A 25,827-nucleotide genomic window follows, 5' to 3' on the forward strand; every position below is an offset into this window, starting at 1 on the left:
CCGTCCTGACCCCCGGGCTACAGACCAGGCTGGTCCCCGGACCGGCGGCCAGCCTGGTCCCCGGACCGGCGGCCGACCTGACCCCCGGGCCTGCGGTCGGCCTGAGCCCTGGCCCGTTGACCGAGCTGACGCCTGGTCCGTTGACCGGCCTGGCCTACCCCGTCCGTTGATCGGCCTGCCCCCCGGTCCGTTGATCGGCCCGCCCCCTGGGCCGTTGATCGGCCTGACGTCCGGCATCGGGTCGTGGCAGATCGTGTCAGTCGTTCACCAGCAGGATCTTGCCGACGTGCTGGCCCGCGTCCAGGAGCCGGTGCGCCTCGGCGGCCTCGGCCATGGGCAGGGTCTGATCGATGATGAGCCGCACGGTTCCGTTCTCGATCATCGGCCAGACCTTGTCCTGGGCTTCGGCCACGATGGCGGCCTTCTGGGCCGCGGGCCGAGTGCGCAGAGTGGTGCCGTGCACTGACAAGCGCTTGAAGACCAGCTCGGCGAGGTTGAGGCTGCCCTCCAGGCCGTCCTGGAGGCCGATGACGGTCAGGCGGCCGTCGATGGCCAGGGAGCGGACGTTGCGTTCGAGGTACTGTCCGCCTACGACGTCGAGGATGACGTCGTAGGGTCCGTGCTCGGTGAAGTCCTGCGTGCGGTAGTTGATCGTCACGTCAGCGCCCAGTTCCTTGGCCCGGGCGGCCTTCTCGGGGCTGCCCACGGTGGTGACGACGCGGGCTCCCAGCGCCTTGGCGATCTGGATGGCCATCGTGCCCACGCCCCCGTCGCCGCCGTGCACGAGGAAGGTCTCGCCCTCCTTCAGCCCCGCGGTCATGACGATGTTCGACCACACCGTGGCGACGGCTTCCGGCAGGGCGGCTGCCTCGGCCAGGCCGATCCCCTCGGGGACCCTGAACAACTGCCCTGCGGGCACTGCGACTTTCTGCGCGTAGCCGCCCCCCGTCAGCAGCGCGCAGACCTCGTCGCCCACCTGCCGGCCAGTGACCCCTTCGCCGATGGAGCTGATGCGGCCGGAGACTTCCAGCCCCGGATACGGCGAGGCGCCTTCCGGTACGGGATACAGCCCCATCCGCTGCATGACGTCGGCCCGGTTCAGTGCGCCGGCCACCACGTCCACGACGACTTCGCCGACGCCGGGGGACGGGTCTTCGACCTCGGTCCACTCCAGGACCTCAGGCCCGCCCGCTTCCTTGATCGTTACTGCCTTCATGATGCTCCGCTCGCTCGCTGGGTGGGAAGTGAAGGGCTTCGCGGGTGCGTGGGGCGCGGCCTCGTCGGCGGCTCCGGCGTTGTCCGTGCCTCGTCACGATATCGACAGTGAGGCAATTAAGCCTTTTGTCCGTGACGCCCGCGAAAGCGAATGTGTGCACTGCTCACATTAGGGATGGAAGTGTGCGGTGTCAACATGGGGCGTCGAGGGCGGTCGCCGCTCCGTCGGTTGCCTGCGCCCTGTCGGGAGCCAGGCGCTCAGTGAGATGTCACGGGAGGGTCCCCGGCCCTCCCCTGTCCCGACAGGGGGTCACCCTCGCGCCCGCCGGACGCGCTGCCGACCGCCGGCCGCCGTCTACCGGGGCTGCGCGGCGGCGGTCGCCTGCGAGAGCGCCGGGGCGGCGGTGAGCAGCGCCAGGACCGCAGTGCGGACCTGGTCGGTGACGGTGTCGGGGGTGGAGGCGTCGAACTTGCCGTCCAGATGCAGGAATGCCAGGCCGTGGACGAGCGCCCACACCGAGGTCCACAGGGCGTCCGGATCGGCGTCGGGGAAGGTGCGGTGGACGATGCCGCGGACGTACTCCGAGATGGCCGCGGTCGCGGCGACCCGTTCCTCGTTGCCGGGGTCGCACGGCTCGGCGAACATCGCCCGGAACAGTGCGGGATGGTCGAGCGCGAAGCGGACGTAGGCGACGGCGACCGCCGCGAGTTCGTCGGGGGTCGCGGGCGCGGGGTGGGCGGCGGCGAGGTGTTCGGTGAGTTCCCGGTAGCCCTCGGCGGCGACGGTGGAGACCAATGCTTCGCGGTCCGGGAAGTGGCGGTAGGGGGCGGTCGGTGAAACGCCCGCGCGCCGTGCGACGGCCCGCATCGACAGTGCGGCGCTGCCGTCCTCTTCCAGCAGCTCGCGCGCGGCGCGCAGGCAGGCGGCGCGCAGGTCGCCGTGGTGGTATGCGGTTGCCTGTGGCACAGGTCACAGCCTTTCATGTGTGCGCTGCTTACATTCTCCGGATAATGTGAGCGATGTACACATTCTATGCGACCGTTCCGATCGGTCGAGTCAGAGCAGGGTGGAGAGGGATTCGGATGACCAGCGAGCTGTTCTCGATGTTGTCCTTGCGCTCCGGACAGGTCCTGGGCAACCGGATTGCGAAGGCCGCCATGGAGGAGAATTTGGCCGACGAGGGCCAGTTGCCAGGTCGGCGCCTTCTGGAGCTGTACCGGCGCTGGGCCGCGGGCGGCACCGGACTGCTGATCACCGGCAACGTCATGGTGCACGCCGAGGCGCTGACCGGCCCCGCGGGTGTCGTGCTCGACGAGGCCGCGCCGCTGAAGCCGTTCGCCGAGTGGGCCGAAGCCGGCAAGTCGGGCGGCGGGACGATATGGATGCAGATCAACCACCCCGGCCGCCAGGTGCAGTCCGGCATGCCCGGCGTGGTGTGGGGGCCCTCCGCCGTGGGCATCGATCTGGGCCGGCACAGCAGCCGCTTCGGCCGCCCCGTCGCCATGACGCCCGAGCAGATCGACGCCACCGTGACCCGCTTCGCGGTGACGGCCCGCCGCGCCGAGGAGGCGGGCTTCGACGGCGTGGAGATCCACGCCGCGCACGGCTACCTGCTGTCGCAGTTCCTCTCCCCGCTCGTCAACAAGCGCACCGACCAGTGGGGCGGATCGCTGGAGAACCGGGCCAGGCTGCTGCTGGACATCGTCCGCGCCGTGCGCGCCGCCGTCTCGCCGTCCTTCGGAGTCGGGGTGAAGCTCAACTCCGCCGACTTCCAGCGCGGCGGATTCGACGCCGACGACGCGCGCCAGGTGATCGAGATGCTCGCGCCGCTAGGCGTCGACCTGGTCGAGGTGTCCGGCGGCAGCTACGAGAGCCCGGCGATGACCGGCCGCCCCGCCGACGAGCGCACCCAGGCCCGTGAGGCGTACTTCCTCGATCTGGCCAAGGAGTTGGCGCGTACCAGCCCGGTCCCGCTGATGCTCACGGGCGGCATCACCCGCCGCGAGACCGCCGAGAAGGTCCTCGCCGAAGGGGTGGCACTCGTCGGGATCGGCACCGCCCTGGCCGTCACCCCGGACCTGCCCGCGCGCTGGCGGCACGGCCGCGAGGCCGACCGGCGGATGCGGCCGGTCTCCTGGTCCGACAAGGCGCTCGCCTCCGCCGCGAGCATGGCCCAGGTCCGCCACCAGATGCGCCGCATCGCTCACGGCCAGGCCCCCAGGCCGGGTACCCACCCGGCGCGCGCCCTGCTCTGCGAGCAGGGTCGGCAGCGGCGGGCTCTGCGCAGCTACCGCACCTGGCTGGCCTCATCGTGGCACACCGGAACTACGGCGAGCCGGGCCGCGTGACCACTGTGCTGGGCAGGGCTGTTGGGGGCCGGTCCATGTGCTGGGCCGGGTTGCTGTGAGCCGTCCATGCGCTTGGCCGGGCTGCTGTGAGACGGCCCTATGCGCGCGGTCGGGGACGGGCTGCTGTGCGACGGCCCCACGTGCTCGACCGGGCTGTGGGGCGGCCTCACGTGACGGACGCCCCAGCGCGCACTCCGGCCAGGTTGACGCCGGAGGAAAACCCGCGGCAGGTCGGGCACGTCGTGGGTGCGTCGCGTCGGCATCGGCGGGAACTCCGAGACAGGCCGCACGTCGCGGGCGAGCCGCGGCGACATCGGCGGGGAGGCCGCGGCAGGTCGCACGTAGCAGGTGAGTCGCGATGGCATCGGCGGGAAATCCGCGACAGGTTGCGCTTCGCGGGTGAGTCGCGACGATGGGCATGGGATATGCGCCGTTCCATCCGACAGTCACCAGATGGACGGCGCGGGCACGACAGAGTACGCACCCGGCCCGCCTGGGCCGCCCAGCGACTTACGGAGCCGTCATGACCGAGATTCCTCCGCCCCTCACCCCCTACCTCGAACCCGCCGCGCGGGAGCTCGCCGAGGCGACCGACCCGCATCCGCGGATCTACGAGGTCCCACCGGAGCAGGGTCGCGAGATCCTCCTCGGCCTTCAGAGCGACACCAGCGTGCCCCGTCCGGACGTCGACGAGGAGTGGGTCGACGTCGACGCCGGTCAGTGGGGCACGGTCCGCACCCGCCTCATCCGGCCCAAGGGTGAGAGCGGACCGCTGCCGGTGGTCTTCTACATCCACGGCGCCGGATGGGTCTTCGGCGACGAGAAGACCCACGACCGGCTCTTCCGCGAACTCGCCGTCGGGGCGGGCGCCGCGGGCGTCTTCCCCGTCTACGACCGCGCGCCGGAGGCGAAGTACCCCACCCAGGTCGAGCAGAACTACGCCGTGGGCCGGTGGGTTCTGGAACACGGCGCGGAGCACGGCCTGGACACGTCTCGCGTCGCCGTCACCGGCGAGTCGGTCGGCGGCTGCATGTCCGCGGTGTTCGCGCTGATGAACAAGGAGCGCGGCGGGATCGACCTCAAGGCCCAGGTGCTGCTCTACCCGGTCACCGACGCCGACTTCGACACCCCCTCCTATCTGCAGTTCGCCGAGGGCTATTACCTCACCCGCGACGGCATGAAGTGGTTCTGGGACGCCTATACCACCGAACCCGCCCAGCGCGCCGAGATGTACGCCTCCCCGCTCCGGGCTCCCCTGGAGCAGCTGCGGGGACTGCCCACCACCCTGGTCATCACCGACGAGGCCGACGTGCTGCGCGACGAGGGTGAGCAGTACGCCAACAGGCTGCGGGAGGCCGGAGTGGACGTCACCTCGGTGCGCGTGGCCGGCATGGTCCACGACTCCCTCCTGCTGGACAGCCTGCGCGACACCCGCGCCGCCAATGTCGCCCGCAAGCTCGCCGTCGACGCCCTCGCCGTGGCGCTGCACGGCGCCTGAGGCGGCTGCGCAGGCGGTTCAGCAACGGCTTCTGGAGGACCGCCTGCGCGAGAGCGGCGCCGACTACCGTAAGGGACGCCTGCCGCTGCGCCCCTTCATGGAAGTCGACCGCAACCTCTACACCGGGCAGAACCCCGCCTCCTCCGAACTGCTCGCCCATCGGCTCGTAGCGGACCTGGGCGCCTGAACGACGAGGCGCGGGCCCGTACGGCTACGCGGGCCCGTACGACTACGCGGGCCCGTACGACTCCTGAGAAACAAGCTCCTCAAGACTCCTCAAGAGGGAAAGCGGGTCAACGCCCGGTCAAGGTTCGGCCCCGTTCCCCTGACCGGGTGTTCACCGACGTGCCATCGTGGATCGGCCGGTGCGCCGTACGCCGTACGCCGTGCGGAGGATCGGTTCCGTACTACGTGATCACCGACGCGGTGTGGAGGGCGGAGACGGATGACCGGTACAGACGACGGCAGGGGCAGCCGGGGCAGGGCGGGGACACGGCGCTGGGTAGCCCTGGCGGGAGCTGCCGCGCTCGCCGTGCTGGGCGGGGCCGCACCCGCCTGCGCCGCGGCCCCCGCGGCCCACCACCCGGGCCGCGCGACGGCGACCCCGGTCGGGCACCTGGTGGTGATCTTCGACGAGAACATCTCCTTCGACCACTACTTCGCGACCTACCCGAAGGCCGCGAACACCGACGGAACGACGTTCATCCCGGCCGCGCGGACCCCCGACGACATCGACAACCTGCGCACCGCCGGGCTGCTCAAGAAGAACCCCAACCAGTACCTCCCCAAGCGGCTCACCCCGCAGCAGGCCATGACCTGCGACCAGAACCATTCGTACGGGCCCGAGCAGTACGCGGCCGACGGCGGCAAGGCCGACGCGTACGTGCAGAACACCGACTCCGGCAAGTGCTCCGGGAACCTCTTCGGCGAGCCCGGCCTGGTCATGGACTACTACGACGGGAACACCGTCACGGGGCTCTGGAACTACGCGCAGCACTACGCGCTCAACGACCGCTCGTTCTCCTCGACATACGGGCCGTCCACGCCCGGCGCGATCAACCTGGTCTCCGGCCAGACGCACGGCGTGGTCTCGACCGACCCCAAGTCCTCCACCGAGGCGCCGGAGCAGACGGCGGAGCCGGACCCGTACGTCGTGCGGTCCCCGGACACCGAGGGCGTCGGCACGATGATCAACGACCCGGACCCGGCCTACGACGACTGCTCGGGCAGCGACCACACCGGGAAGAACGCCCTCGCCGAGCTGAAGGGCGCCACCATCGGCGACCGGCTCAACGAGCGGAAGGTCTCCTGGGGCTGGTTCCAGGGCGGCTTCCGGCCGAGCACCCCGTGGGACGGCGAGCGGGGCCACTACGCCAAGTGCGGCGGCAGTACGCACGCCAACGTCGGCGGCGCGCGGGTCGTCGACTACAGCCCGCACCACGACCCCTTCCAGTACTACAAGTCGACCGCGAACCCGCACCACCTGCCGCCGAAGTCCGTCGCCGAGATCGGCCACGCCGGGCGGGCCAACCACAACTACGACCTCACCGACTTCCACGCCGCCCTCAAGGCGGGCAGCCTCCCCTCGGTGAGCTTCCTCAAGGCCCCCTCCTACCAGGACGGGCACGCGGGCTACTCCGACCCGGTGGACGAACAGCACTTCCTGGTCGAGCAGATCAACGCCGTCCAGCGGTCGCCGCAGTGGAAGGACACCGCGATCGTGGTCGCGTACGACGACTCCGACGGCTGGTACGACCACGCCTACGCGAAGCCGCTGAACGGTTCGAAGGACTCCGCCAAGGGGTCCGACGGCAAGGCCGTCGACTCCCCGGCCTGCCGCCGCGGCCCCGCCCCGGCGGGCGGCTACGCGGACCGCTGCGGCCCGGGCACCCGCCAGCCGCTGCTGGTCATCTCCCCGTACAGCAAGGTCAACGCGGTCGATCACACCCAGACCGAGCAGACCTCGATCATCAAGTTCGTCGAGCGGAACTGGCGGGTCGCGCCGATCGGCGACGCGTCCTTCGACGCGCGCGCCGGTTCGCTGGAGGGCATGTTCGACTTCGCACACCCCAACGGCAAGCAGGTGCTGCTGAACGAGAACGGATCGGTCGCCTCCGTACGGAAGATCGCCCCCGTAGCGGCCGGGACGACCGGGACGACTGGGACGACCGCGAGGGCGAAGGGCGACCCTGGGCCCCGTACCCAGAACGCCGCGACCGAGGGGATGACCGATACGGGCACGCCGTTCCCGGCCGCCCCGATCGGCATCGTGGCGGGCGTCCTGGTGCTCGGCGGCGGCGCGGGGGTCGCGCTGGCGCTCCGGCGGCGACGGGCGCGTACGGGCTGCTGACGGGGGCTCGTACGAGGGGCTGTGCGGAGGGGGCTGTGAAGAGGGGGGCGGCGGCGCCGACGCCGCTAATCGGCCTCGACCGCCTCGCCCTGCCCCTTCTTCTCGCGCGGTGCGGCGCCGAGCAGGTGGCGCAGCAGCTCCCCGTCGGCGTCGGACAGGTCGTCGACGAAACGGCTCAGTACGGCCTCGCGGTCGGGCCGGGCGTCGAGGACCTTGCGCATGCGGAGGGCGGCGAGGCCCGGTTCGTCGGCCACGGGCGCGTAGGCGTACGCACGGCCGCGCGGGGCACGGGTCAGCACCTCCTTGCCGTAGAGGCGGGAGAGGATCGTCACCACCGTGCTGTAGGTCAGCTCCCCGCCGAGGCGGGTCAGGACCTCTCCCGGAGTGAGCGCCGTGCCGGCCCGCTGGAGGGTGGCGAGGACCTCGCCCTCCAGCGCGCCGTTGGCGCGGCGGCGCGTCGTACCGGCCGGGCAGCCCGCCGCGCTCCCCGGGCTCTCCGCGTTCCCCAAGCCCACCGCGCCTGAACCCGCCGCGCCCGTTGAACCCGCCGCGCCCGCTGGGCCGTCCGTATCCGATTCCATGCGCGCGTCGTTCCCTCCACTCGCCTCATACGGCCACGCGACACTTCTACAGGTGAGTAAAAGTTCCGTTCACGAGTGTGCCACCGCTGCGGGCGACCGCCAAAAGCCGCGGCAGCGCGATTCCGGCGTTCAGTCGGGCTTTGCACAAGAGACGCGCATACAACGCCTATTGATGGAAAGATCTGTCACGTCAGCGAGTCGGACAAGTCATCCGCGAGAAAGACCTGTTGGCGCGGGCCGATTGGTGGGGAGCCGATGTTCTCTGGCCATCGTGGTGAAGAGTGCGGGTCCAGCCGGGACCCGGTGAAGCTGTCGGACACACTGCCGACCGTCCTCGACGTCATCGCGCGCGCCGCGCGGACCTCGACCCCCGTCCCCGACCCCAAGGTCCCCAAGCACAGCGCCCGTACGGCCTGTAACCGGTGCGGCGGCGCGGCGGCCTGGCACCGTACGGTGCGCGGCCGGTGGATTCTCATGGAGCCCGGTGCTTGGCCGCTGCCCGCCGTTCCCGCGGGCAAACGCTGGCGCATCGCCGGCGACGGCACAGCCGTCAATCTCGGCTCCGCCGTCCCTTCGGACACCTGCCGCATCAGTCATTTCGACATCTGCCCGGCACGCCCTGCCCCCACCGGTTCGGCCGCCCTGCTCACACTGTGGCGGCGCAATTCCCGGCGCGGGGCGGGATACGACTGACTTTGCGAACGGGACCGCCCCGGCCCGCTTTCGCCGCTCGGTGAGTCCGCGGCACGACCGAAGTCGCGGGCCAGGCCGAAGTCGCAGACCGAGCCGGAGTCCGAGACGCGGCTCAAGTCGAAACCCGCGTCGAAACCCGCGTCGAAACCAGCGGCGGAACTCGAGGGCTTTCGGCACCCTGCAAGGTTTCTCCAAGGGTCTGCCAAGCCTTCCGCACACACCCCCGGGCATCCCCTTGAAGCCGCCGTTCGTCCCGGGTGGCGGCACGGAAGCGATCCCAGCAGATCCGGAATCCGAGCAGATCCGGAATCCGAGCAGAACCGTAATCCGGTCAGGCCCGTAAGCCGGTCGGGTCCGTAATCCGGTCGGATCCGGAATTCGGGCGGATCTGGGGTCCGAGCAGACCTGGGGGGTGTCATGACAGCAATCAGCGCGTTCGGGAACCACAGCACGGACCAAGGCAAGGACCACGACACGGACCAAGGCAAGGAAAACGTCCGACAGTGGCTGACGCTGACAGGGCGCAAGCGCGTGCTGGTCATCGTGCACACGGTGCCGTACGGGAAGCGGCTGCGCGACGTGGTCGCCCTGCTGGAGGCGGACTTCCGCGTCCAGGTGGTGTTCACCGCGCCGCCGCACGAGTTCGGCGACGGGGTCGCGCAGTTCCTGCACGGGCTGGGCAGCGCCGTGCTCCCGTGGGACGAGGCGGTGCGGATGGAGTTCGACCTGGCGCTGACGGCGGGGCCGCGGCGGGTGGGGGAGGTGCGCGCGCCGGTGATCACGTTGCCGCACGGCGCCAACTACCTCAAGCGCCTCGTCGGCGCCCCCGGCTCGTACGTCCTCGGGCTCGGCCGGCCGGATATCGCGCCGGGCGGAGGGCCCCTGCCCGCCGCGGTCGTCGTGCCGCACCGCGACGACCTCCGCGAACTCGCGCGCTCGTGCCCGGAGGCGCTGCCCGCGGCGGCCGTGGTCGGGGACCCCGCGCACGACCGGATCGTGGCCAGCCTGCCGCTGCGGGAGACCTACCGCCGGGCGCTCGGCCTGCGCGACGGGCAGAAGCTGATCGCGGTCACGTCGACCTGGGGCCCGCGGTCGTCGTTCGGCCGCTTCGAGGCGCTGCTGCCGCTGCTGCTGGGCGAGGCGCGGAGCGAGGAGTACCGGATGGCGTTCCTCGTGCACCCCAATGTCTGGTCGGGACACGGCGCGTGGCAGGTACGCGCCTGGCTGGCGCGGTGCGAACACCTCGGCATCGGGCTGGTGCCCCCGGAGGCGGACTGGCGGTCCGTGCTGATCGCGGCCGACTCGATCATCGGGGACCACGGCTCGGTCACCTTGTACGGGACGCTGACGGGCGCCCCGATCCTCCTCGCGGCCTCCCCGGAGCAGGAGATCAACCCCGACTCGCCCGCCGCCGCCCTCGCCGTCACGGCGCCCGCGCTCTCCCCCACCCACCCGCTCCTCGGCCAACTCGCCTACGCCGCGGCGGAGTACCGCCGCGAGGACTACGCGCCCATCGCGGCCCGCATCACCTCCGAGCCCGGCAGATTCAACCGGAACATGCGGCGGTTGATGTACCGGGTACTCGGCCTCGGCCAGCCCGCGCACGAACCCATGACCCGGCCGCTGCCCGTACCGCCGCCGCTGGGGCCGCGGGACGCGGGGGACGCGCAGGCGTCGGCGTGACGGCGGCGACGGTGTCCCACGCACCGCTCGGGTATGGCGAGCAGTACCGCCTGGTGACCGTGGAGCTCGTACGGGCGGCGGGGCGCGCGGCGTTGGACACGGTGGCGCGCGCCCGGGCTGGCTGGTCAGGTACCGCCCCGGCCCTCGGCCTGCATCTCGCCGCGCCGTCGGGCACGTACGTGGTGCTGGCTCGTGCCGGATACGGAGCGCATGGGTCCGCGTTCCTCAGATCGGTCCCGTCTGTGATCCTCGCCGTGGACATCGACGCGCGCCCGGCCCGGCGCTGGCTGGAGTGCGCGGACGCCCCGTACGGCACCCGGCCGCGCCGCGCCACGCCACCCTCGCAGCAGCGCGGGCCCCGGCTTCGTGAGCGACGAGGCGGGGCCGGGGGCATACGGGCGCGGCTGCCGGGCCGCTGAGGGCGGAACTCTGGGAGTGCGGACGGGCCCGGGAGGTCGGGGCCTGTTCGCGTCCTGCCTGCACGCCTGGCGGGCGGCGGGCCGCCCGCTGCGTGAGCTGGCCGCCGCCCGTATGGCGCTGATCGAGTGGCCGGACCGGCGTTCAGCTGCCGGGCGCGCCGCCCTCCAACCGCTCCAGGCGGCTCCGTAACCGAGCGGCGTCATCCGGGCTGAGGCGGGCGTAGAGGGCCAACGCCCGCTGATAGAAGTCCCTGGCGGCGTCGGAGGGACCGGCGGAGTCGGCAGGATTGTCGGTTTCGGAGGTCCGTTCCCGGACGGAGTCGCCGAGCATTTCCAGGGTCCGGGCCTGCCAGAGGAAGGAGTCCGTCGCCTCGAACACCGAGAGGGCTTGGTCGAGTTGGTCCAAGCCCTCTTCGTGCGCGCCGGAGTGGCCCCGCTGACCACGATCAGCGGTGCCGACGTCGCCGCGCATCGCGCGTAGACCTCGTCCAGGGTCGCGATGTCGGCGGCCCGGTCGATGAAGTGGGGTGATACGGGCAGGAGTTGGCGCGGCACTGGTGGGCGCGGGGGCGGGGCGCCGTGCAGATGGATGCCGCCGCTGACCTGACGCGCCTGCACCGTGGGGCCGTTGAGCTGAGCCGAGCCGCCGATCGCGTTCGCGTGTGGGTCCATCCGCTGCCCCGTCCCGACGCCGCGTAGCGGGCGTTCGCCGATCCAGTGGTGAGCGTTCGTTCACCTTGATCAGTTGAGGACTACCCACCGGACGCCCGGCGGAGACGCGGACGGGGAGTCGGGGGAGTGATTCGGCCAACTGTTCTATGAGTGCGGCTCATTCGTTTGATTTTCCTGGGGCGCCAGAAGAGTCCGCCGCACGGCGTCGCGGAGCCAGTGGTGGGCTCCGTCGGCGGCGTGGCGGGGGTGCCAGGCCATGCCGATGGTCACCGGCGGCAGGGGCAGGGGGATGTCGAGGAGGCGCAGGCCGAGGGCGGTGGCGGTGCCGGTGAGGGGAGAGGGGGCGGCGCCGGGGAGTGCGGTGGGGATGAGGCAGACGACATCGCTGCGGGCGGCGAGGGCCATCGCGGCCAGGTGGCTGGGGAGGACGACGGTGACCCGCCGGTGCAGGTCGTGCTCGGCGAGGGCGGTGTCCAGGGGGCCGGCGAACCGGCCGCGGCGGCTGACCGCGACGTGTTCGGCGGCGGCGAGCCGGGCTGGGGTGAGGGGCTTCTCGGTGAGGGGGTGGCCGGGGCGGACGGCCGCCGCCATCCGGAGGGTGACCAGCTCCTCGACCTGGGTCTCGGGGTCGACGTGGTCGATGGAACCGGCCTCCAGGTCTATCCGCCCGTCGCGGAGGGCGGGCCCCGCCTCCAGGTCTTCCGCCCGGAACCGCAGCGAGACCCCGGGCGCCTCCCGCCGGGCCAGTTCCAGCAGCCCGGGGGCGAGCGCCGCGCCGACCAGGTCGGCGGCCTGGAGGGTGAACGTGCTGCGCAGGGTGGCCGGATCGACGCCGGTTCCGGGGGTGAGCAGCGCGCCGAGGCTGCGCACCACCGCGGCGGCCTCGTCGCGCAGGGCCTGGGCGCGGGGGGTGGGGACCATGCTCTGTCCGGCGCGGACCAGGAGGGGGTCCTGGAGGACGCGGCGCAGCCGCGCCAGGGTGCGGCTCATGGCGGCGGGGGAGGTGTGCAGGCGCTCGGCGGCGCGGGTGACGCTCTGCTCGGCGAGCAGAGCGTGCAGGGCGACGGCGAGGTTGGCGTCCATCGCCGGCGCGGGACCGCGCGGCGGATCGTTCTTCGGGCTGTGCGGGTCGTGTGGGGTGTCCGGACCGCGTGGGGTGCGCGTGCCATGCGGGCTGTTTGGGGTGCGCGGGCCGTGCGGGTTATTCGGGATTTTCTGGTTGTCCGGGCTTTCCGGGCCGCTCAAACCGCTCACCAGCCAAATTCCATTTCAGGCAATGATCCGTTGCTGATGTTCCTATTGTGGCAACTCGGTGATCCTCCGCAGGATGAAGGCCTACCGATTCCCCTTCAGGAGGCACCCATCATGTCCGCCGCAGAAACCGCGACCCCCGTCACCGCTTTCATGCTCATCAAGACCATGCCCGAGTGGCTCGCCATGACCCCCGAAGAGCGGGTGGACGCCTTCAGCACCAAGGTCATGTCCGTCGTCAAGGCCAGGACCGCCGGCATCCGTTCGCGCTTCTACGACACGGAGTTCTACTCCACCCGCGTCACCGACGTCTGGGTCTGGGAGGCCGACGACCACAACGCCTACCAGCTCCTGATCGACGCGCTGCGCGAAACCCCCTTCTGGGACCGCTACTTCGAGGTCGTGGAACTCCTCGTCGGCACCGAGAACGGCTATGCGCGCATGTACAACGTCGACCCGGTCACCAGCATCACCACCTGATTGGTCATCAAGGCCGGCGAGAGTGCGGTGATCTGACGGGCCATCGAGGACCGGTCGGCCACCGGGAGGCGATCGGGAGGCGATCGGTTACCGGGACCGCAGCGCCGGGTGGTCCGCCACCACCGTGCAGGAACCCGGAGCGATCTCGGTGAACCCGGCGTCGCGGACCAGCGGCAGCCCGGAGCCGGTCAGGGCCGCCCACGCACGCGGCTCCGCCGTCCGCACAGACAGCGGGAACCCCGCCTCGTGCCAGGCGGCGCGCTCCCCGTCGTCCAGTTCCCACCAGGCGAGCTGGGCGCCGTGGCCGGCCTGGGCCATGGCCTTGCCCGCCGACATGTCGAGTTCCGGACTGAGCCACAGCACCGGCCCCTCGGGACCGGTGGCGGGCGGGGGCTCCGGGTCGTCGAGGTCCGTGCCCGAGACCTGGAGCTTGACCAGCTCCTTGGGCCAGCCGTCCAGCGGTACGGGCGGGTAGACGCGGACCTCGGCGGCGCGGCCCCGGACCGTGATGCCGGGCAGGGACTCCGCGCGCCGCCACTCCGCGCCGCGCGCCCGGCGCACCACCTTGCGGATGCGGGCGTCCTGCCAGTCCCGTACGGCCTGCGCCCACTCGCCGTCGTCGGCCGTCGCGCGCTCGTCCGAGAGCAGGGTGAGCACCGCGCGCGCCGCCGTCTCCAGGGCGTCCGTACGGGCCGGGGGCGCGGCCTTCTCGATCCGGACGACGAGCGGCAGCACGTACTCGGGCGCGGCGTCCCGGTCCGTCTCCTCGTGGCGGAACGGACTGGTCGCGGCGCTGGAACTGGTCATCCGCCCAGTCTGCCACCGGCTCTCACGGACCTCTGCCCGCCGTCCCCGCGCGCCTCTGCCGACCGTCCCCGCGCGCCTCTGCCAACCGACCTCGCGCGCCTCCGCCAATCGCCTCCGCGCGCCTTTGCCGATCGCCCTCGCGGACCTCTGCTGACCGCTCCCGCGCACCTCTGCCGAGCGCCCCCGCGAACCCTTGGCGGAGCTGCTGGTTCCGGGTGATCATTGGCCATGCACAGTGACCTCTTCGCCGCCGAGCACATGGCGCAGCCCGCCGCCGCGGCCGGCATGACCGTACAGAACGCCAAGTCGATCAAGTACACGGTCCAGGGCGAGTGCTTCGCACGCCAGGGCGCCATGGTCGCGTTCCGCGGGGATCTCCAGTTCGAGAAGCAGGGCCAGGGCGTCGGCAAGTTCCTCAAGCGCGCCGTGACCGGCGAGGGGCTGGCCCTCATGGCGGTCCGCGGGCAGGGCGAGGTCTGGTTCGCGCACGAGGCCGCCAACTGCTTCATCGTCGACCTCGCCCCCGGCGACGGCCTCACCGTCAACGGCCGCAACATCCTGTGCTTCGACCCCACGCTCTCCTACGAGATATCGGTCGTGAAGGGCGCGGGCATGACCGGCGGCGGCCTCTTCAACTCCGTCTTCACCGGCCACGGCAAGCTCGGCATCATCTGCGAGGGCAACCCCATCGTCATCCCCGTCAGCCAGCACGCCCCCGTGTACGTGGACACCGACGCCGTCGTCGGCTGGAGCGACCGCCTCCAGACCTCCCTGCACCGCTCCCAGAGCCTCGGTTCCATGCTGCGGGGCGGGTCGGGCGAGGCGGTCCAGCTCATGCTGTCGGGAGAGGGGTTCGTGATCGTACGGCCCAGCGAGGCCAAGCCGGAGAAGACGAGCAACTGAGACGGGCAGCTGAGGCGAACAACTGAGACGAGCTACTGAGACGAGCGACTGATCGGCTACGGTCAACTGGCATGAGCGGTACGAGCGGTACGAGCGGTACGAGCGGTACGAGCGGCATGAGCGGTACGAGCCGCACCAGCGGCACGAGCGGTACGGACGACACGAGCGGTACGGGCGGATGAGCGGCGGCATAGAACTGCGCGGCGTCGGCCGACGCTACGGACTCGGCGGCCCATGGGTGCTGCGCGGCGTCGACCTCGACGTGCCGCCGCGCTCCCTGCTGCGGATCGAAGGCGCCAACGGCACCGGCAAATCCACCCTGCTGCGCCTGCTCGCCGGCATCGACGCGCCCAGCGCCGGCCGCATCACCGGCCGCCCGCGCACCGCCTACGTCCCCGAACGCTTCCCCCCTGCGCTCCCGTTCTCCACCAGCGGTTACCTGGCCATGATCGGACGCGTGCACGGCCTGGGCCGGAGCGCGGCCAAGCACGCGGCGGCCGACTGGCTGGAACGGTTCGGCGCCGGGGCCCACGCCCGTACGCCCCTGGCCGAGCTCTCCAAGGGCACCAGCCAGAAGGTCGCCGTGGCACAGGCCCTGCTCGCCGCACCCGAACTCCTCGTCCTCGACGAGGCGTGGACCGGCCTCGACCGCACGGCCCGCGACATCCTCGACGGGGCCGTGCGCGACCGGGTCGCGGAGGGCGGCGCCGTCGTCTTCGTGGACCACGACCCGCGGCGGCTGGCGGGCGCGGCCGACGCCGTGTACCGGGTGGCGAGCGACGGGCGGGTCGCCCCCGCCGAGACCGCGGCTCCGGACGGAGTGGACACGGCAGGCCCGCGCGTACGCATCACGGCGCAGGGCCCGCCCGGCGCCACGCTTCCGCGAGACCTGCCCGGCGCGCCCGCGTGCGAGCCGGAGCGCGAGGGAACGGTCGGGCTCACCGTCCCCGCGACGCACTCCGACGCCGTGCTGAGCGCGCTCCTCGCGGCCCGGCCCGCCTGGCACATCCGGGAGGTGGCGCCCGTACACACCGGGGAGGCGGCGGGCCCGAAGGAAGAACCGCCTCCCACATCCGCGCCCTCTCAAGATTCTTCTCCCACTCAGAGGCCCGACCGCACATGACCGCCCTCTTCCGCTACCAGGCCGAACTCCTCCTCCGCTCGCACCGCCTGCTGCCGCCGCTGATCCTGTACGCGCTGTTCATGGCCATCGGGGTGCAGGGCGGACAGCCGATCCTCGACTCGTTCGGCTACGCCGGGGTCGCGCTGCTGTTCGCCGCCGCGTGGCTCGTACGGATCTGCGTGACCAACGAGCCGCCGGCCGCCCGGCACGTCGCCGCCGCCGCGACGAGCCCCGCCCGGGTCCATCTGGCGAGCGTGCTCACCGCGCTCACGTGCTCGGTCCTCCTCGGGACGCTCGGAACCGCGCTCGTCGCGGTCATCAGCGATCCGCGCAGCTCCGACCGCCAGATCGACGTCCCGGTCGGACCCGCGACCCTGGCCGGGCTGCTCACCGCGCTCGCGTGCGCGCTGCTCGGAACGGCGGTGGGCGCGCTCTGCAACCGGCCGCTGCTGCGCGGTACGGGCTGGGCCGTGCCATCGACGGCGATCGCCGCGCTGCTGGTCCTGGTGGTCGACGGGTCGCCCGCGCACGCCGCCGTGACCGGGCTCGTCACCGGTTCGCTCAGCGGCCAGGTGGCGACACCGCTACTGCCGCTGGCGGCGACCGCCGTACTCGCCGCCGCGGCCACGGCGATCGCCTGCGCGCTCAGTTCACGCCGGTCGTGAGCGGGGCGGCGCCCGGAGCAACCGCCGAAGGGGCGGCGGCGGCCGGGGATAGGGTCGGCGGCATGGACGACCGTAACCGTACGAGCGACCGCCGCGAGGACACCGCGGCACCGGCGATCACTCCACCGGCTCCACCGGCTGCGGCGGCCGGGCCCCCGTACGCGGAGTGCGTCCACTGCGGCGAGCCGACCGAATACCCCGCCGCCCGGCCAGGCGCCACGCTCTGCCCGGTGTGCGAATGGCAGGAAGCGCAGCGCACGGCCTGCTCGGGCTGACGGAGTTCGGGCTGACGGGGTGTCAAGGCGGACGGGGCGGCCCCGCCGCCGCTGCTCAACGACGCCAGGGCCCCGTCACCGCGAACGTCGTGCCGGGCGTGTAGACGTTGACGTACATCGTGCTGTGGTCGGGGGAGAAGGTGACGCCCGCGAACTCGCCCCACTCGGGCTTGTCCGGGGTGCCGATGTTCTGCCGTCCGCGCGCCATCGGATAGACGTCGCCGCCGGGCGTCACGCCGAAGACGTACTGCGCGCCCTCGCCGTCCTCGCAGACCATGAGGCCGCCGCCGGGGGCGAGGGTGATGTTGTCGGGGGACTCGCCCGGCAGCTGTACGTCCGTACGGGGGCCGAAGACGACGACGAGCGTGAGGCGGTGGCGCTTCGGGTCGTACCGCCACACCTGGCCGAAGTGGTCGGCGGCCGAGCCGTTCGCGCGCTTGGCGAAGCTGGAGACGAAGTAGACGCTCCGGCCGCCCCAGTAGCAGCCTTCGAGCTTCTGGGCGTGGGTGATGCCGCGGCGGCCGAAGTCCTGGAGGCGTACGGGGGTGTGGCGGGCGAGGGGGTCGGGCACGGGCGCCCACTCGACGGCGTCGAAGACGGTCCCCGGCTCCTGCACGACCGACAGGTCGGGCACGCCCGGCACCCGCATCGCCTCCAGCCGGCCTCCGGCGCGCAGCGAGCCCCGGCCGCCGAGCGGCTTGTGCGGGTGGAAGCGGTAGAAGAGGCCGAAGGGGCGATCGAAGGCGTCCTCGGTCTCGTAGACGGCGCCGCTGTCCGGGTCGACGGCGATGGCCTCGTGCTGGAAGCGGCCCATGGCGGTGAGCGGTACGGCGCCGGTGCGGCGCGGGTCGTAGGGGTCGACTTCGAAGATGAAGCCGTGATCCTTGGTGTAGCCGTTGGTGCCGGCCTTCTCCTCGTTCTCCTCGCAGGTCAGCCAGGTGTGCCAGGGGGTGGGGCCGCCCGCGCAGTTGGTGGAGGTGCCGGCGATGGCGACGCGTTCGCCGAGGACGCGGTGGTCGGCGTCGAGTTCGAGGGCCGTACAGCCGCCCATCCCCATCGGGTCGTAGGTGAGGCCGTCGACGGCGGGGACGCGGTGGGCGGCGGTGGGGCGGTTCTCGTGGTTGCGCACGAGGTGGACGCGCCGGTCGCGGCCGCTCGCGTGGCGCCCGCGGCCGGGGAACGCCGCCATGCCGTCGTGGTGGCTCGGCACCTTGCCCTCGCCGGAACGGAGCGGGTCGCCCTCGCGCGACAGGACGCGGTACCGGAAGCCCTTGGGGAGGTCGAGGAGGCCGTCGGGGTCGGGGACGAGCGGGCCGTAACCGGTCCCGCCGTGGCCTTGGGGGCTCTGGGCCGCGGCGGCCGTACCGGCGAAGAGCTCCGGGACGGCGCCCGTGAAGGCGATCCCCGCCCCCAGCGCACCGGTTCTGGACAGAATCTGACGTCGTGTTGTGGACATGAGACGACTCCCTGCTGGCGGACAGGAGCGAGCGGACAGGAGTGTGACGCGCCTGTGTGTAGCACGTGGCTCCCGCCGCCGGAAGCAGGTGCGCGCGACGTTTCGCCGGGGCCGGGCTTTGTCTTTCCCGACCAGGCCACGGCATAATTATGAGTAATTGCTCACGTAGTGCGGTGCGCACTGTTCCGCATGATGCGGAGAGCCACCACCGAGGGGCATCACCGAGGGGCACATCACCGAGGGGCATCACCGAGAGGGGCGAGGGGCGCCATGACGTCGGGCCAGCGGCGGTTCCAGCCGCGCAAGCAGCCCAAGCAGGTACGCGCGGAGCTCACGCGCCGCCGCATCCTGAAGGCGGCCGCCGACGTCTTCGCCGACTACGGCTACGCCGCCGGCACCACCAACCGGATCGCCGAGCGGGCCGGGATCTCGATCGGGTCGCTGTACCAGTACTACCCGAACAAGGACGCCATCCTCGTCGAGCTGACAGCCGCCCACCTCGACGCCGGGCTGACCCTCGTGCAGAAACGCCGGGACGGCGAGCTGCCCGAATCGCTCGAAGACATCCTCCGCCTGTTCGTCCGCGGCGCGATCAGCAACCACCGCGGCCACCCCCAGCTGCTCCGCGTGCTGTTCGAACAGGCCCCGCGCACCGCCCAGCTGATGGAGCTGATGTACGCGTACGAGGCATCGAGCGTCGAGTTCACCAGGGAACTGCTGGACCGTCACCCCGAGGTCCGCGTCGAGGACAAGCAGACTGCCGCCCGCCTCGTCGTCACCTCGGTCGAACTCCTCGTCCACCGCCTCGTGGCCGAACCGAACCCCGTCGACGTCGACCGTTTCGAGAACGAACTCGTCGCGATGCTCACCCGCTACCTGACGGCGGCGGGGTCCTGACCTGCTGGGCGGGGCAGCCCTGACCTTCCGATCGCCAGAGCGCCGCTCCGCGCGCTCGCCTTCCCTCCCGCCCTCCGCCCACCGCCCTTCGGGAAGCGGGCGACTCCTCATGAGGTGCGGCGCTCCACGGCCGGGCACGGAGGGGCGGCCGTCGCCATGACTTGATCCTCACGTCGCGTGAGGATGCATCGTTGCCCCATGACTGCTTCCGCGACCTGGAAGGTCGGTCCGCTCGCCGAGGCCAGCGGACTGACCGTACGCACACTGCACCACTGGGACACCATCGGTCTGCTCAGTCCCTCCCGGCGCACAGCGGGCGGGCACCGCGAGTACGCCGACGAAGACCTCGTCCGTCTCTACCAGGTACTGGCCCTCCGCAGCCTGGGGCTGAGCTTGGAGACCATCGCGGTCTGCCTCGACGCCGGAGTCGATCCCGCGCGCTTGGTCAGGGACCACCTGGCAGGCGTGGAAGCTTCCATCGCCGCTCTCGACGGTCTGCGGCAGAGGCTCCTGCGGCTCGGCGGCGAACTGGACGCGGGCCGGGCGCCGACGCCCGCGGAACTGCTCTCCGCGCTTCGGGCGATCGGCGGCGCCGGTCCGGAGGGCGAACACACGCTGCGCCGCCACCTGGATGCCGACCAGCTGCGGGTGCTGCGTGCCCGTGCCGAGGCGATGGGCCCCGCGCGGCACTACTTGCTGGAGATCGAGTGGCCGGAGCTGTACCGCAGGGCCGACCGGCTTCGCGCGGCCGGAACCCCTCCCGACGATCAGAAGGTCCGGCGGCTGGTGGTCCGCATGGACGAGCTAAGCACGTTGTTCACCGGCGGGGACGCCGGCATCGCCGCCGGCGTACGGGACGCCTGGCGCGACAGCCCGGCCGCCATGGCCGGCTACCCGGAGGCCCCGGCAGACGACTGGCAGGAGCTGGCCGACTATCTGGACCTCGCCCGCCGCGGCACGGCCTGACCGGCGTCCACCGCGGTCCAGGACGTCATCCGCGCTCGCCGTCCGTACTCGCTGTACGTGTTACCCGCTGTACCTGCTGTACCCGCCAAAGGAGTCCGACTGTGAACCGGCGAACCCGCATACGCACCGCTCTGATCTCAACCTTTCCCACCCTTCTCGCCGTCCCGGTCTGCTGCCTCCTGGCCGCGGTCGGCACGGTTCGGTGGGATGTCCTTCTGGCCGTGCCGGTGGCGCTCGCCGCGCACGCCGCCGTCAGCTTCGTACGGCTGCGACCGAGGCCGTCGGCCGTCGATCAAGGTGCTGGAACGGCCGGTCGGACGGGTGGTCCCTGACTGACGTGGTCGTAGATCGCGCCAGCGCGGTGCCGCACCGTCCGCACACGAACACAGCCCCGCGTCCCCGCCCCGCATTGCCGCGCCCCCGGCCCCGCTACCCCTCCACGAGCCCCTTGCCGTCGCGCGCGAGCGCGGTGAGGCGGGAGATCGCGCGGAAGTACTTCTTCCGGTAGCCGCCCTTGAGCATCTCCTCGCTGAACAGCTCCTCGAACGGCTTCCCCGAGACCAGCACCGGCACCTCCCGGTCGTACAGCCGGTCGGCGAGCACCACCAGCCGCAGCGCCGTGGACTGGTCCGGGACCGGCTCGACCCCGGTCAGGCAGACGGCCCGGACGCCGTCGCACATCGCGCCGTAGCGGCTCGGGTGGACCTGGGAGAGGTGTTCGAGGAGGGAGGGGAAGTCGTCGAGGGACGCGCCCTCGGTGCTGTACGCCACCTTGGTGACGGTCTCGTCGTCGTACGGGGCCGGGGCCTGCGGCAGGCCCCGGTGGCGGAAGTCCTCGCCGTCGATGCGCAGCGGCCGGAAGTGCGCGGACAGGCCCTGGATCTCGCGCAGGAAGTCGGCGGCGGCGAAGCGGCCCTCGCCGAGCTTGCCGGGGAGGGTGTTGGAGGTGGCGGCGAGCGCGACGCCCTGCTCGACCAGCCTGCTGAGCAGCGAGGAGACCAGCACCGTGTCGCCGGGGTCGTCGAGTTCGAACTCGTCGATGCAGAGCAGTCGGTGGCCGCCCAGCGTCTGCACGGTCTGCTGGAAGCCGAGCGCTCCGACGAGGTTGGTCAGCTCGACGAACGTGCCGAACGCCTTGTGCTCGGGGGCCGCCGGGGTGGCGTGCCAGAGCGAGGCCAGCAGGTGGGTCTTGCCGACGCCGTAGCCGCCGTCGAGGTAGACGCCGCGCGGGCCGGCCGGGGCCGCGGTCCCGCCGCCGCGCCGGAACCAGCGCTTCTTGCCGCCGGCCGCCGCGCTCGCCCCGCCGCCGAGCCCGGCGGCGAAGGCGCTCAGCACCGTCACGGCCTCGGCCTGGCTCGGCTGGTTCGGGTCGGGGATGTACGTGTCGAAGCGCGCGGAACCGAAGCGCGGCGGCGGCACCATCTCGGCGACCAGCCGGTCGGCGGGCACGTGCGGCGCGCGGGCGGTGAGGGCGATCGGCGCGCCGTCGGCCGGAGCACCGGCTATCGGGAGCGAGTCGGGAGCGCTGCTGGACTCGGAGGTGGTTGAGGGCGACACAGCCGTCCAGCCTAGTCGCTCCGCCCGGGGACTCGGCGCGGTGAGCGAGCCATGTCACACTGCCGCGTATGCGACGCCTGTTCCCCGCCTCTCACGAAACATCCGATCTCGGCAACCGCCAATGGGGTCTGGACGAGCTGGCGGACGTTTACGCCTATCCGACCGACCGCGACGAGGCCCTGGAAGGCGGCCAGGGCGGCCGCCCGGACGGGGACCGGGACACCGGCTGGCTGCGCGCCAACATGGTCTCGTCGCTGGACGGCGCGGCCCACCACGAGGGCCGGTCGCAGCCGCTGTCCTCCGACGCCGACATGCGGATCTTCGGCACACTGCGCGGGCTCGCCGACGCGGTGGTGGTGGGCGCGCAGACCGTACGGCAGGAGGGGTACCGGCCGGCGCGCGCCCGCGAGGCGTTCGCGGCCCGGCGCGCGGCGCTCGGCCAGCCGCAGGCCCCGGTGATCGCGGTGGTCAGCGCGAGCCTGGACCTGGACTTCTCGCTGCCGCTGTTCACGGAACCGCTGGTGCCGACGATCGTGCTGACCGGTGCGGGGGCCGCGCCGGACCGGGTGGCCGCGGCCCGCAGGGCGGGGGCGGAGGTGATCGTGGCGGGCGACTCGGCGCGGGTGGAGCCGGGCCGGGTCAAGCGGGTGCTCGCGGAGCGCGGCCTCACCAGGCTGCTGACCGAAGGGGGGCCGAAAATGCTCGGTCAGTTCGCGGCCGCGGGGGCACTCGACGAACTGTGCCTCTCCCTCGCCCCGATGGTGGCGGCGGGAGCGGCACCGCGCATCATGAACGGGCCACGTCTGGAGGTGCCGGAACGATTCGTCCTCGCGTCCGTCATGGAGGAGGCCGGCTTCCTCTTCACCCGATACCGTCGAATCTGACAATCAGCGGAATTTCCCGTTCCGGTTAGCTTCCGGCGGGCAGAATTGAGTCAGCGTGCCCACGGGGCACGCGCAGGATGGTTTCTGTTGGGCCCGGTGGCCCACGTAGGAGAGGGGCTCCCACCGTGTTCACGAGCGTACTGATGATCGAACAACCGCTGACCACCACGGACGTCGACTTCGTCACATCCCTCCACGACGACCACATGTCGTTCGTCGTCCTCATGCGGCCGAGGGGGGACGAGGACCGGCTGCTGCGCGCGATCGACGACGTAGCCCTCGGCGAGCTGGAACAGGCCGTCCACGAATCGGAGGAGCCGGAGGGCGAAGAGGCGGCCCGCCCGGCCGCGCAGGCACTCAACTACTCCCTGCACATGCTGCGCGAATCGGGCAGCGAAGCCGTCGGCCAGATCGTCGACGGGCACCCGCTGGACATGCTGCGGGGCGTCGTCGACGAGACCGGCGCCGACGAAGTGATCGTTCTCACCGCACCGCACCTGGTCGAAGAGTTCTTCCACCGCGACTGGGCCTCCCGCGCCCGCCACAAGGTCGGCGTACCCGTCCTGAAGCTCTACGCCCACGCCGCGGACGGGGACGAGTGAGACTGCACTGACTCGAAACGCCGGCCGGGACGGCCGAGGCGAATGAACGCCTCGGCCGTCCCGGCCGTTTGAGCCGAGGGGGCCGTGCCACGGAGCGCCGCTCTCCCGGGGGGGCTGGGCGGGGCGTACGGGCACGGGCCGCTCAGTGAGTGGTGTGCATGGTGAAGTCGCCGTTCACGGGTCTCGGGTCTGGTGTGCGCGGCGATTCGGGTACTCGCGCTGGGCGGTGGCCGATGGCCGATGATCGGTGGCCGTGGTGCAGATCATCGGGCGGGTCCGGGCCCGGGGCCGGGGCCGTGTCCGTGGCCGGTTCCGGCGGGATGCCGGGTTCGGCCGCGCCCGCGACCGACCCTCGCCTACGATCCGCCAGCAGCCTCCACGGCCGGCCCCGAAACGATGACCGGCCCCCGGAAACAAGCCGGTGGATCCGGGCTGAAACAGGATCACCGACTCTGCGGAACTCGGGTCAGCTCACACGCCAGATGCGGATGAAGGTACAGGACCTCTTGCCGCTCGCTGGAATTGACGACCGCGAGTTGCCAAGAGGCCCTGTTTTCACGCGCGTACAGCTTTACGTGCGTTACCTGTTCATGTGCGTTACTTGCCTGCCAGGGCTTTGAAGAATTTTCCCGTCGGTGAGCCCAGACCGGTGACCGTGTCATAGCCGGCGGCTGATACCAGACCCGAGTCGGCCGACTGCCCGAGAGTGAACAGCTGAGTGTACTTTTCTTGCGTTCGAGGCTTCACCATCTCCGCAGCGAGGGATTCCTTCTCGTGCGCCCCGCTGGGGTGGTCGGTGACGTCATGATAGGCCCCCGTCCCCTGGAGAGCGTAGAGGGCCGGATTCGCAAATCCCAGAGATGCGCCGCCTCCTGCCTGGACGGCCAGGGCCTCCATGCCGGCGATGAGGGGGCATGACAGGCTTGTGCCCCCGTCGGATTGTTCGCGGTACTGGGGCTTTTGGCCGGTAGCGGATGGGTGTGACACGCCGACGCGGATGCCGGTATGGAAGTCGCCCACAGCAGCTACGTCGGGCATTGTCCGCATCGGTTTTTTGCCGTCCGGTGAGCTCAGCGAGGCAGGTACGGCATTGCGCTGGTAGGCAGGCTGAGGGAAAACGGTACTCACACCGCCGCCCGCGCCGGCCGAGAAGGTTCCGGGCAGAGGCTGAGCCCAGGACTTGCCGTCGGCGGCCAGGTTCGAAGCGTCACTCTCCCAACCGGTCTCCCACTCGTACTCGTTCTTGGCCCCGATAGCCAGACTCGTCCCGCCGACAGCGGTGGTCCAGGGGCTGGAACCGGGATATTCCAGTTGCGGAGTCCCATGGGAAGCATCGCCGCCGTTGAAACCGCCGCTGTCGCCCGATGAGAAGTTCGTGCTGATGCCTTCAACGGCGGCCTGCTGGAGGGACTGTTCGGTTGCCTTCACAATCGCCGGATCCACCGGGTCCTCACCCTGTCCACCGGGCAGAACGCCCTCCACGTAGGAGCTCGTCAGTACATCGGCGAGCCGGTGGTCGACGACGTCGGTCAGCGCGTCCAGCACCGCGTTGCCGGTCACGTCGCCTGTCCCGACATCGAAGGTGACTGCGGCGTCCGGAGCGATCGCATGCACCGCTTCGAGATCCATCGCCCCTTCGTCGTCGCCCACGATCTGAGGCGCACCCGGCGGTAGGCGCATGGTCAGCTGTCCCGGGGCGAAGGGCTGCTCACCGTGCTGAGCGGCGTAGGTGTTGGCGTCCGCCAGAAGGGTGGGAGAGACCAGGGAGGCGAGGATCGCGACCTTGGCGCCCTTGCCGGTGAGCCCGGTCCCCTTGATGCCGTAGGCGCTGCGTATCTGCGCCGGCGTGTAGCCGCACGGTTCCCATGAGACGGTCCGCCCGTAAGCCTTCGGAAGGTTGGCCGCTGGTTTTTCCCCGTAGAACGACGAGCATTTACTGTCGGTTGTGGACGGGGCGTTCTTGTGAACACTCATAGGATGCGCCGGCTGCTTCGTATCCAGTCCGGTCACACCGAAGACGTCGCCTGCGAGGGAATGCGGAACGCTGACAGAACGGGCGGGCGCCCGCACTGTACGTCCGTCGACGCGGTACTCGTCGATGCGGGTGCCGAAGGCTGCCTCAAGCCGGCTCGTGTCTCCCCGCACAGAAATCGAGTGAGGTCCACTGACCGTAGCCTTCAGACCCGCGGCACGCGCCCACGCCGTGACCCGTTCCAATTGCGCATGGCTGGTCCCGTACCGGTCAAGAGCTTGCTGTGCGGTCAGGAAATGCCGGTAGGAGGGACTGTGCGGGTCCGAAACCTTTTGAGCATGACGGGCCAGCCCCGCGGGATCCTGACCGGCCAACAGTATGTTTGCTTTCAGAGTCCCACCCGAGTCCGCGTGCCCGAGGTGCTCGGCCGACTCGGTCCACAGTGGTGTGTTTCCCACCAAGGCCCGCTGATTCATATCCGTCGCAGCGTCGGCTGTGCCTTCACCCGTCGCTGTAAGGGCCAGCCCGG

Annotated in this window: 24 protein-coding genes and 1 pseudogene; 16 read left to right on the forward strand and 9 right to left on the reverse strand. The window is 71.4% G+C overall.

Annotated features, from left to right (window positions below):
• Positions 1 to 256 precede the first annotated feature (256 nt).
• The gene (locus AB0I22_RS08175) at positions 257 to 1,216 is read right to left on the reverse strand and encodes an NAD(P)H-quinone oxidoreductase (RefSeq protein ID WP_363129843.1); all 960 of its coding nucleotides are present in this window, start codon (positions 1,214 to 1,216) and stop codon (positions 257 to 259) included.
• A 354-nt stretch (positions 1,217 to 1,570) separates the two neighbouring features.
• Positions 1,571 to 2,182, reverse strand: a complete 612-nt coding sequence (locus AB0I22_RS08180) for a TetR/AcrR family transcriptional regulator (RefSeq protein WP_363129844.1) — start codon at positions 2,180 to 2,182, stop codon at positions 1,571 to 1,573.
• A gap of 116 nt (positions 2,183 to 2,298) precedes the next feature.
• On the opposite strand from AB0I22_RS08180, the gene AB0I22_RS08185 reads away from it, so the two are divergent.
• The 4 genes and pseudogenes from AB0I22_RS08185 to AB0I22_RS08200 all read left to right on the forward strand — a co-directional run bounded on the left by AB0I22_RS08185 (position 2,299) and on the right by AB0I22_RS08200 (position 7,412).
• Positions 2,299 to 3,564, forward strand: a complete 1,266-nt coding sequence (locus AB0I22_RS08185) for an NADH:flavin oxidoreductase/NADH oxidase family protein (RefSeq protein WP_363129845.1) — start codon at positions 2,299 to 2,301, stop codon at positions 3,562 to 3,564.
• Positions 3,565 to 4,087: 523 nt separating this feature from the next.
• Positions 4,088 to 5,062, forward strand: coding sequence for an alpha/beta hydrolase (locus AB0I22_RS08190; protein WP_363129846.1), 975 nt, complete (start codon positions 4,088 to 4,090; stop codon positions 5,060 to 5,062).
• Between the two features lie 28 nt (positions 5,063 to 5,090).
• Positions 5,091 to 5,249 (forward strand): annotated as a pseudogene (locus tag AB0I22_RS08195) (type 1 glutamine amidotransferase domain-containing protein); the annotation flags it as partial.
• A 258-nt stretch (positions 5,250 to 5,507) separates the two neighbouring features.
• Positions 5,508 to 7,412 (forward strand): alkaline phosphatase family protein, encoded by a 1,905-nt coding sequence (locus tag AB0I22_RS08200; RefSeq protein WP_363129847.1) that lies wholly within the window; start codon positions 5,508 to 5,510, stop codon positions 7,410 to 7,412.
• A 65-nt stretch (positions 7,413 to 7,477) separates the two neighbouring features.
• Here the strand turns inward: AB0I22_RS08200 and AB0I22_RS08205 are convergent, their stop codons facing one another.
• Positions 7,478 to 7,921, reverse strand: coding sequence for a BlaI/MecI/CopY family transcriptional regulator (locus AB0I22_RS08205; RefSeq protein ID WP_363129848.1), 444 nt, complete (start codon positions 7,919 to 7,921; stop codon positions 7,478 to 7,480).
• A gap of 375 nt (positions 7,922 to 8,296) precedes the next feature.
• Here AB0I22_RS08205 and AB0I22_RS08210 point away from each other — a divergent pair, with 375 nt between their 5' ends.
• The 3 genes from AB0I22_RS08210 to AB0I22_RS08220 all read left to right on the forward strand — a co-directional run bounded on the left by AB0I22_RS08210 (position 8,297) and on the right by AB0I22_RS08220 (position 10,788).
• Positions 8,297 to 8,686, forward strand: a complete 390-nt coding sequence (locus AB0I22_RS08210; protein ID WP_363129849.1) for a DUF6083 domain-containing protein — start codon at positions 8,297 to 8,299, stop codon at positions 8,684 to 8,686.
• Between the two features lie 417 nt (positions 8,687 to 9,103).
• Positions 9,104 to 10,369 carry a hypothetical protein gene (locus tag AB0I22_RS08215; protein WP_363129850.1) on the forward strand — a complete coding sequence of 422 codons (1,266 nt, stop codon included), beginning with the start codon at positions 9,104 to 9,106 and terminating at the stop codon, positions 10,367 to 10,369.
• Positions 10,370 to 10,380: 11 nt separating this feature from the next.
• Positions 10,381 to 10,788, forward strand: coding sequence for a hypothetical protein (locus AB0I22_RS08220; RefSeq protein ID WP_363129851.1), 408 nt, complete (start codon positions 10,381 to 10,383; stop codon positions 10,786 to 10,788).
• A 142-nt stretch (positions 10,789 to 10,930) separates the two neighbouring features.
• Here AB0I22_RS08220 and AB0I22_RS08225 read toward each other — a convergent pair whose 3' ends face one another.
• Together AB0I22_RS08225 and AB0I22_RS08230 are read right to left on the reverse strand one after the other, a co-directional pair.
• Entirely contained in the window at positions 10,931 to 11,260 is a 330-nt protein-coding gene (locus AB0I22_RS08225; protein WP_363129852.1) for a hypothetical protein, read from the reverse strand.
• 344 nt (positions 11,261 to 11,604) lie between these two features.
• Complete coding sequence (locus AB0I22_RS08230; protein ID WP_363129853.1) at positions 11,605 to 12,543, reverse strand: LysR family transcriptional regulator; 939 nt, start codon at positions 12,541 to 12,543, stop codon at positions 11,605 to 11,607.
• Between the two features lie 282 nt (positions 12,544 to 12,825).
• Here AB0I22_RS08230 and AB0I22_RS08235 point away from each other — a divergent pair, with 282 nt between their 5' ends.
• The gene (locus AB0I22_RS08235; protein WP_363129854.1) at positions 12,826 to 13,191 is read left to right on the forward strand and encodes a darcynin family protein; all 366 of its coding nucleotides are present in this window, start codon (positions 12,826 to 12,828) and stop codon (positions 13,189 to 13,191) included.
• An 87-nt stretch (positions 13,192 to 13,278) separates the two neighbouring features.
• On the opposite strand, the gene AB0I22_RS08240 is transcribed toward AB0I22_RS08235, so the two are convergent.
• Positions 13,279 to 13,998: an aminoacyl-tRNA hydrolase gene (locus AB0I22_RS08240; protein ID WP_363129855.1), complete on the reverse strand. Its 720-nt coding sequence runs from the start codon at positions 13,996 to 13,998 to the stop codon at positions 13,279 to 13,281.
• A 228-nt stretch (positions 13,999 to 14,226) separates the two neighbouring features.
• On the opposite strand from AB0I22_RS08240, the gene AB0I22_RS08245 reads away from it, so the two are divergent.
• The 4 genes from AB0I22_RS08245 (at position 14,227) to AB0I22_RS08260 (ending at position 16,964) form a co-directional block, all read left to right on the forward strand.
• Positions 14,227 to 14,901: an AIM24 family protein gene (locus AB0I22_RS08245; RefSeq protein ID WP_363129856.1), complete on the forward strand. Its 675-nt coding sequence runs from the start codon at positions 14,227 to 14,229 to the stop codon at positions 14,899 to 14,901.
• Between the two features lie 178 nt (positions 14,902 to 15,079).
• A complete protein-coding gene (locus AB0I22_RS08250) occupies positions 15,080 to 16,024 on the forward strand; it encodes an ATP-binding cassette domain-containing protein (protein ID WP_363129857.1) in 945 nt (314 codons plus the stop codon).
• Positions 16,021 to 16,689: an ABC transporter gene (locus AB0I22_RS08255; RefSeq protein ID WP_363129858.1), complete on the forward strand. Its 669-nt coding sequence runs from the start codon at positions 16,021 to 16,023 to the stop codon at positions 16,687 to 16,689. Before AB0I22_RS08250 ends, AB0I22_RS08255 begins: the two co-directional genes overlap by 4 nt.
• 62 nt (positions 16,690 to 16,751) lie before the next feature.
• The gene (locus AB0I22_RS08260; RefSeq protein ID WP_363129859.1) at positions 16,752 to 16,964 is read left to right on the forward strand and encodes a hypothetical protein; all 213 of its coding nucleotides are present in this window, start codon (positions 16,752 to 16,754) and stop codon (positions 16,962 to 16,964) included.
• A gap of 55 nt (positions 16,965 to 17,019) precedes the next feature.
• Here AB0I22_RS08260 and AB0I22_RS08265 read toward each other — a convergent pair whose 3' ends face one another.
• Positions 17,020 to 18,420 carry an alkaline phosphatase PhoX gene (locus AB0I22_RS08265; protein ID WP_363129860.1) on the reverse strand — a complete coding sequence of 467 codons (1,401 nt, stop codon included), beginning with the start codon at positions 18,418 to 18,420 and terminating at the stop codon, positions 17,020 to 17,022.
• A gap of 270 nt (positions 18,421 to 18,690) precedes the next feature.
• Here AB0I22_RS08265 and AB0I22_RS08270 point away from each other — a divergent pair, with 270 nt between their 5' ends.
• On the forward strand, positions 18,691 to 19,317 hold the full coding sequence (locus AB0I22_RS08270; RefSeq protein WP_363129861.1) for a TetR/AcrR family transcriptional regulator: 627 nt from the start codon (positions 18,691 to 18,693) through the stop codon (positions 19,315 to 19,317).
• Positions 19,318 to 19,515: 198 nt separating this feature from the next.
• Positions 19,516 to 20,283 (forward strand): MerR family transcriptional regulator, encoded by a 768-nt coding sequence (locus AB0I22_RS08275; RefSeq protein WP_363129862.1) that lies wholly within the window; start codon positions 19,516 to 19,518, stop codon positions 20,281 to 20,283.
• A gap of 429 nt (positions 20,284 to 20,712) precedes the next feature.
• On the opposite strand, the gene zapE is transcribed toward AB0I22_RS08275, so the two are convergent.
• Positions 20,713 to 21,789 carry a cell division protein ZapE gene (zapE, locus tag AB0I22_RS08280; RefSeq protein WP_363130094.1) on the reverse strand — a complete coding sequence of 359 codons (1,077 nt, stop codon included), beginning with the start codon at positions 21,787 to 21,789 and terminating at the stop codon, positions 20,713 to 20,715.
• Positions 21,790 to 21,908: 119 nt separating this feature from the next.
• Here zapE and AB0I22_RS08285 point away from each other — a divergent pair, with 119 nt between their 5' ends.
• A complete protein-coding gene (locus AB0I22_RS08285; protein ID WP_363129863.1) occupies positions 21,909 to 22,724 on the forward strand; it encodes a pyrimidine reductase family protein in 816 nt (271 codons plus the stop codon).
• 125 nt (positions 22,725 to 22,849) lie between these two features.
• Complete coding sequence (locus AB0I22_RS08290; RefSeq protein ID WP_363129864.1) at positions 22,850 to 23,326, forward strand: indole-3-glycerol phosphate synthase; 477 nt, start codon at positions 22,850 to 22,852, stop codon at positions 23,324 to 23,326.
• Positions 23,327 to 23,923: 597 nt separating this feature from the next.
• Here the strand turns inward: AB0I22_RS08290 and AB0I22_RS08295 are convergent.
• A complete protein-coding gene (locus AB0I22_RS08295; protein ID WP_363129865.1) occupies positions 23,924 to 25,774 on the reverse strand; it encodes a S53 family peptidase in 1,851 nt (616 codons plus the stop codon).
• Positions 25,775 to 25,827: the final 53 nt, after the last annotated feature.

Origin of the sequence: Streptomyces sp. NPDC050610, assembly GCF_040654875.1 — a bacterium.
Taxonomy (GTDB): domain Bacteria; phylum Actinomycetota; class Actinomycetes; order Streptomycetales; family Streptomycetaceae; genus Streptomyces.

Bases quoted from the DNA above. Each gene is read 5' to 3' on its own strand.
- AB0I22_RS08265 (WP_363129860.1), bottom strand. From the start codon at position 18,420: ATGTCCACAACACGACGTCAGATTCTGTCCAGAACCGGTGCGCTGGGG.
- AB0I22_RS08185 (WP_363129845.1), top strand. From the start codon at position 2,299: ATGACCAGCGAGCTGTTCTCGATGTTGTCCTTGCGCTCCGGACAGGTC.
- AB0I22_RS08245 (WP_363129856.1), top strand. From the start codon at position 14,227: ATGCACAGTGACCTCTTCGCCGCCGAGCACATGGCGCAGCCCGCCGCC.
- AB0I22_RS08285 (WP_363129863.1), top strand. From the start codon at position 21,909: ATGCGACGCCTGTTCCCCGCCTCTCACGAAACATCCGATCTCGGCAAC.
- AB0I22_RS08200 (WP_363129847.1), top strand. From the start codon at position 5,508: ATGACCGGTACAGACGACGGCAGGGGCAGCCGGGGCAGGGCGGGGACA.
- AB0I22_RS08235 (WP_363129854.1), top strand. From the start codon at position 12,826: ATGTCCGCCGCAGAAACCGCGACCCCCGTCACCGCTTTCATGCTCATC.
- AB0I22_RS08275 (WP_363129862.1), top strand. From the start codon at position 19,516: ATGACTGCTTCCGCGACCTGGAAGGTCGGTCCGCTCGCCGAGGCCAGC.
- AB0I22_RS08225 (WP_363129852.1), bottom strand. From the start codon at position 11,260: ATGCGCGGCGACGTCGGCACCGCTGATCGTGGTCAGCGGGGCCACTCC.
- AB0I22_RS08230 (WP_363129853.1), bottom strand. From the start codon at position 12,543: ATGGACGCCAACCTCGCCGTCGCCCTGCACGCTCTGCTCGCCGAGCAG.
- AB0I22_RS08295 (WP_363129865.1), bottom strand. From the start codon at position 25,774: ATGAATCAGCGGGCCTTGGTGGGAAACACACCACTGTGGACCGAGTCG.
- AB0I22_RS08215 (WP_363129850.1), top strand. From the start codon at position 9,104: ATGACAGCAATCAGCGCGTTCGGGAACCACAGCACGGACCAAGGCAAG.
- AB0I22_RS08270 (WP_363129861.1), top strand. From the start codon at position 18,691: ATGACGTCGGGCCAGCGGCGGTTCCAGCCGCGCAAGCAGCCCAAGCAG.
- AB0I22_RS08175 (WP_363129843.1), bottom strand. From the start codon at position 1,216: ATGAAGGCAGTAACGATCAAGGAAGCGGGCGGGCCTGAGGTCCTGGAG.
- AB0I22_RS08190 (WP_363129846.1), top strand. From the start codon at position 4,088: ATGACCGAGATTCCTCCGCCCCTCACCCCCTACCTCGAACCCGCCGCG.
- AB0I22_RS08255 (WP_363129858.1), top strand. From the start codon at position 16,021: ATGACCGCCCTCTTCCGCTACCAGGCCGAACTCCTCCTCCGCTCGCAC.
- AB0I22_RS08260 (WP_363129859.1), top strand. From the start codon at position 16,752: ATGGACGACCGTAACCGTACGAGCGACCGCCGCGAGGACACCGCGGCA.
- AB0I22_RS08250 (WP_363129857.1), top strand. From the start codon at position 15,080: ATGAGCGGCGGCATAGAACTGCGCGGCGTCGGCCGACGCTACGGACTC.
- AB0I22_RS08240 (WP_363129855.1), bottom strand. From the start codon at position 13,998: ATGACCAGTTCCAGCGCCGCGACCAGTCCGTTCCGCCACGAGGAGACG.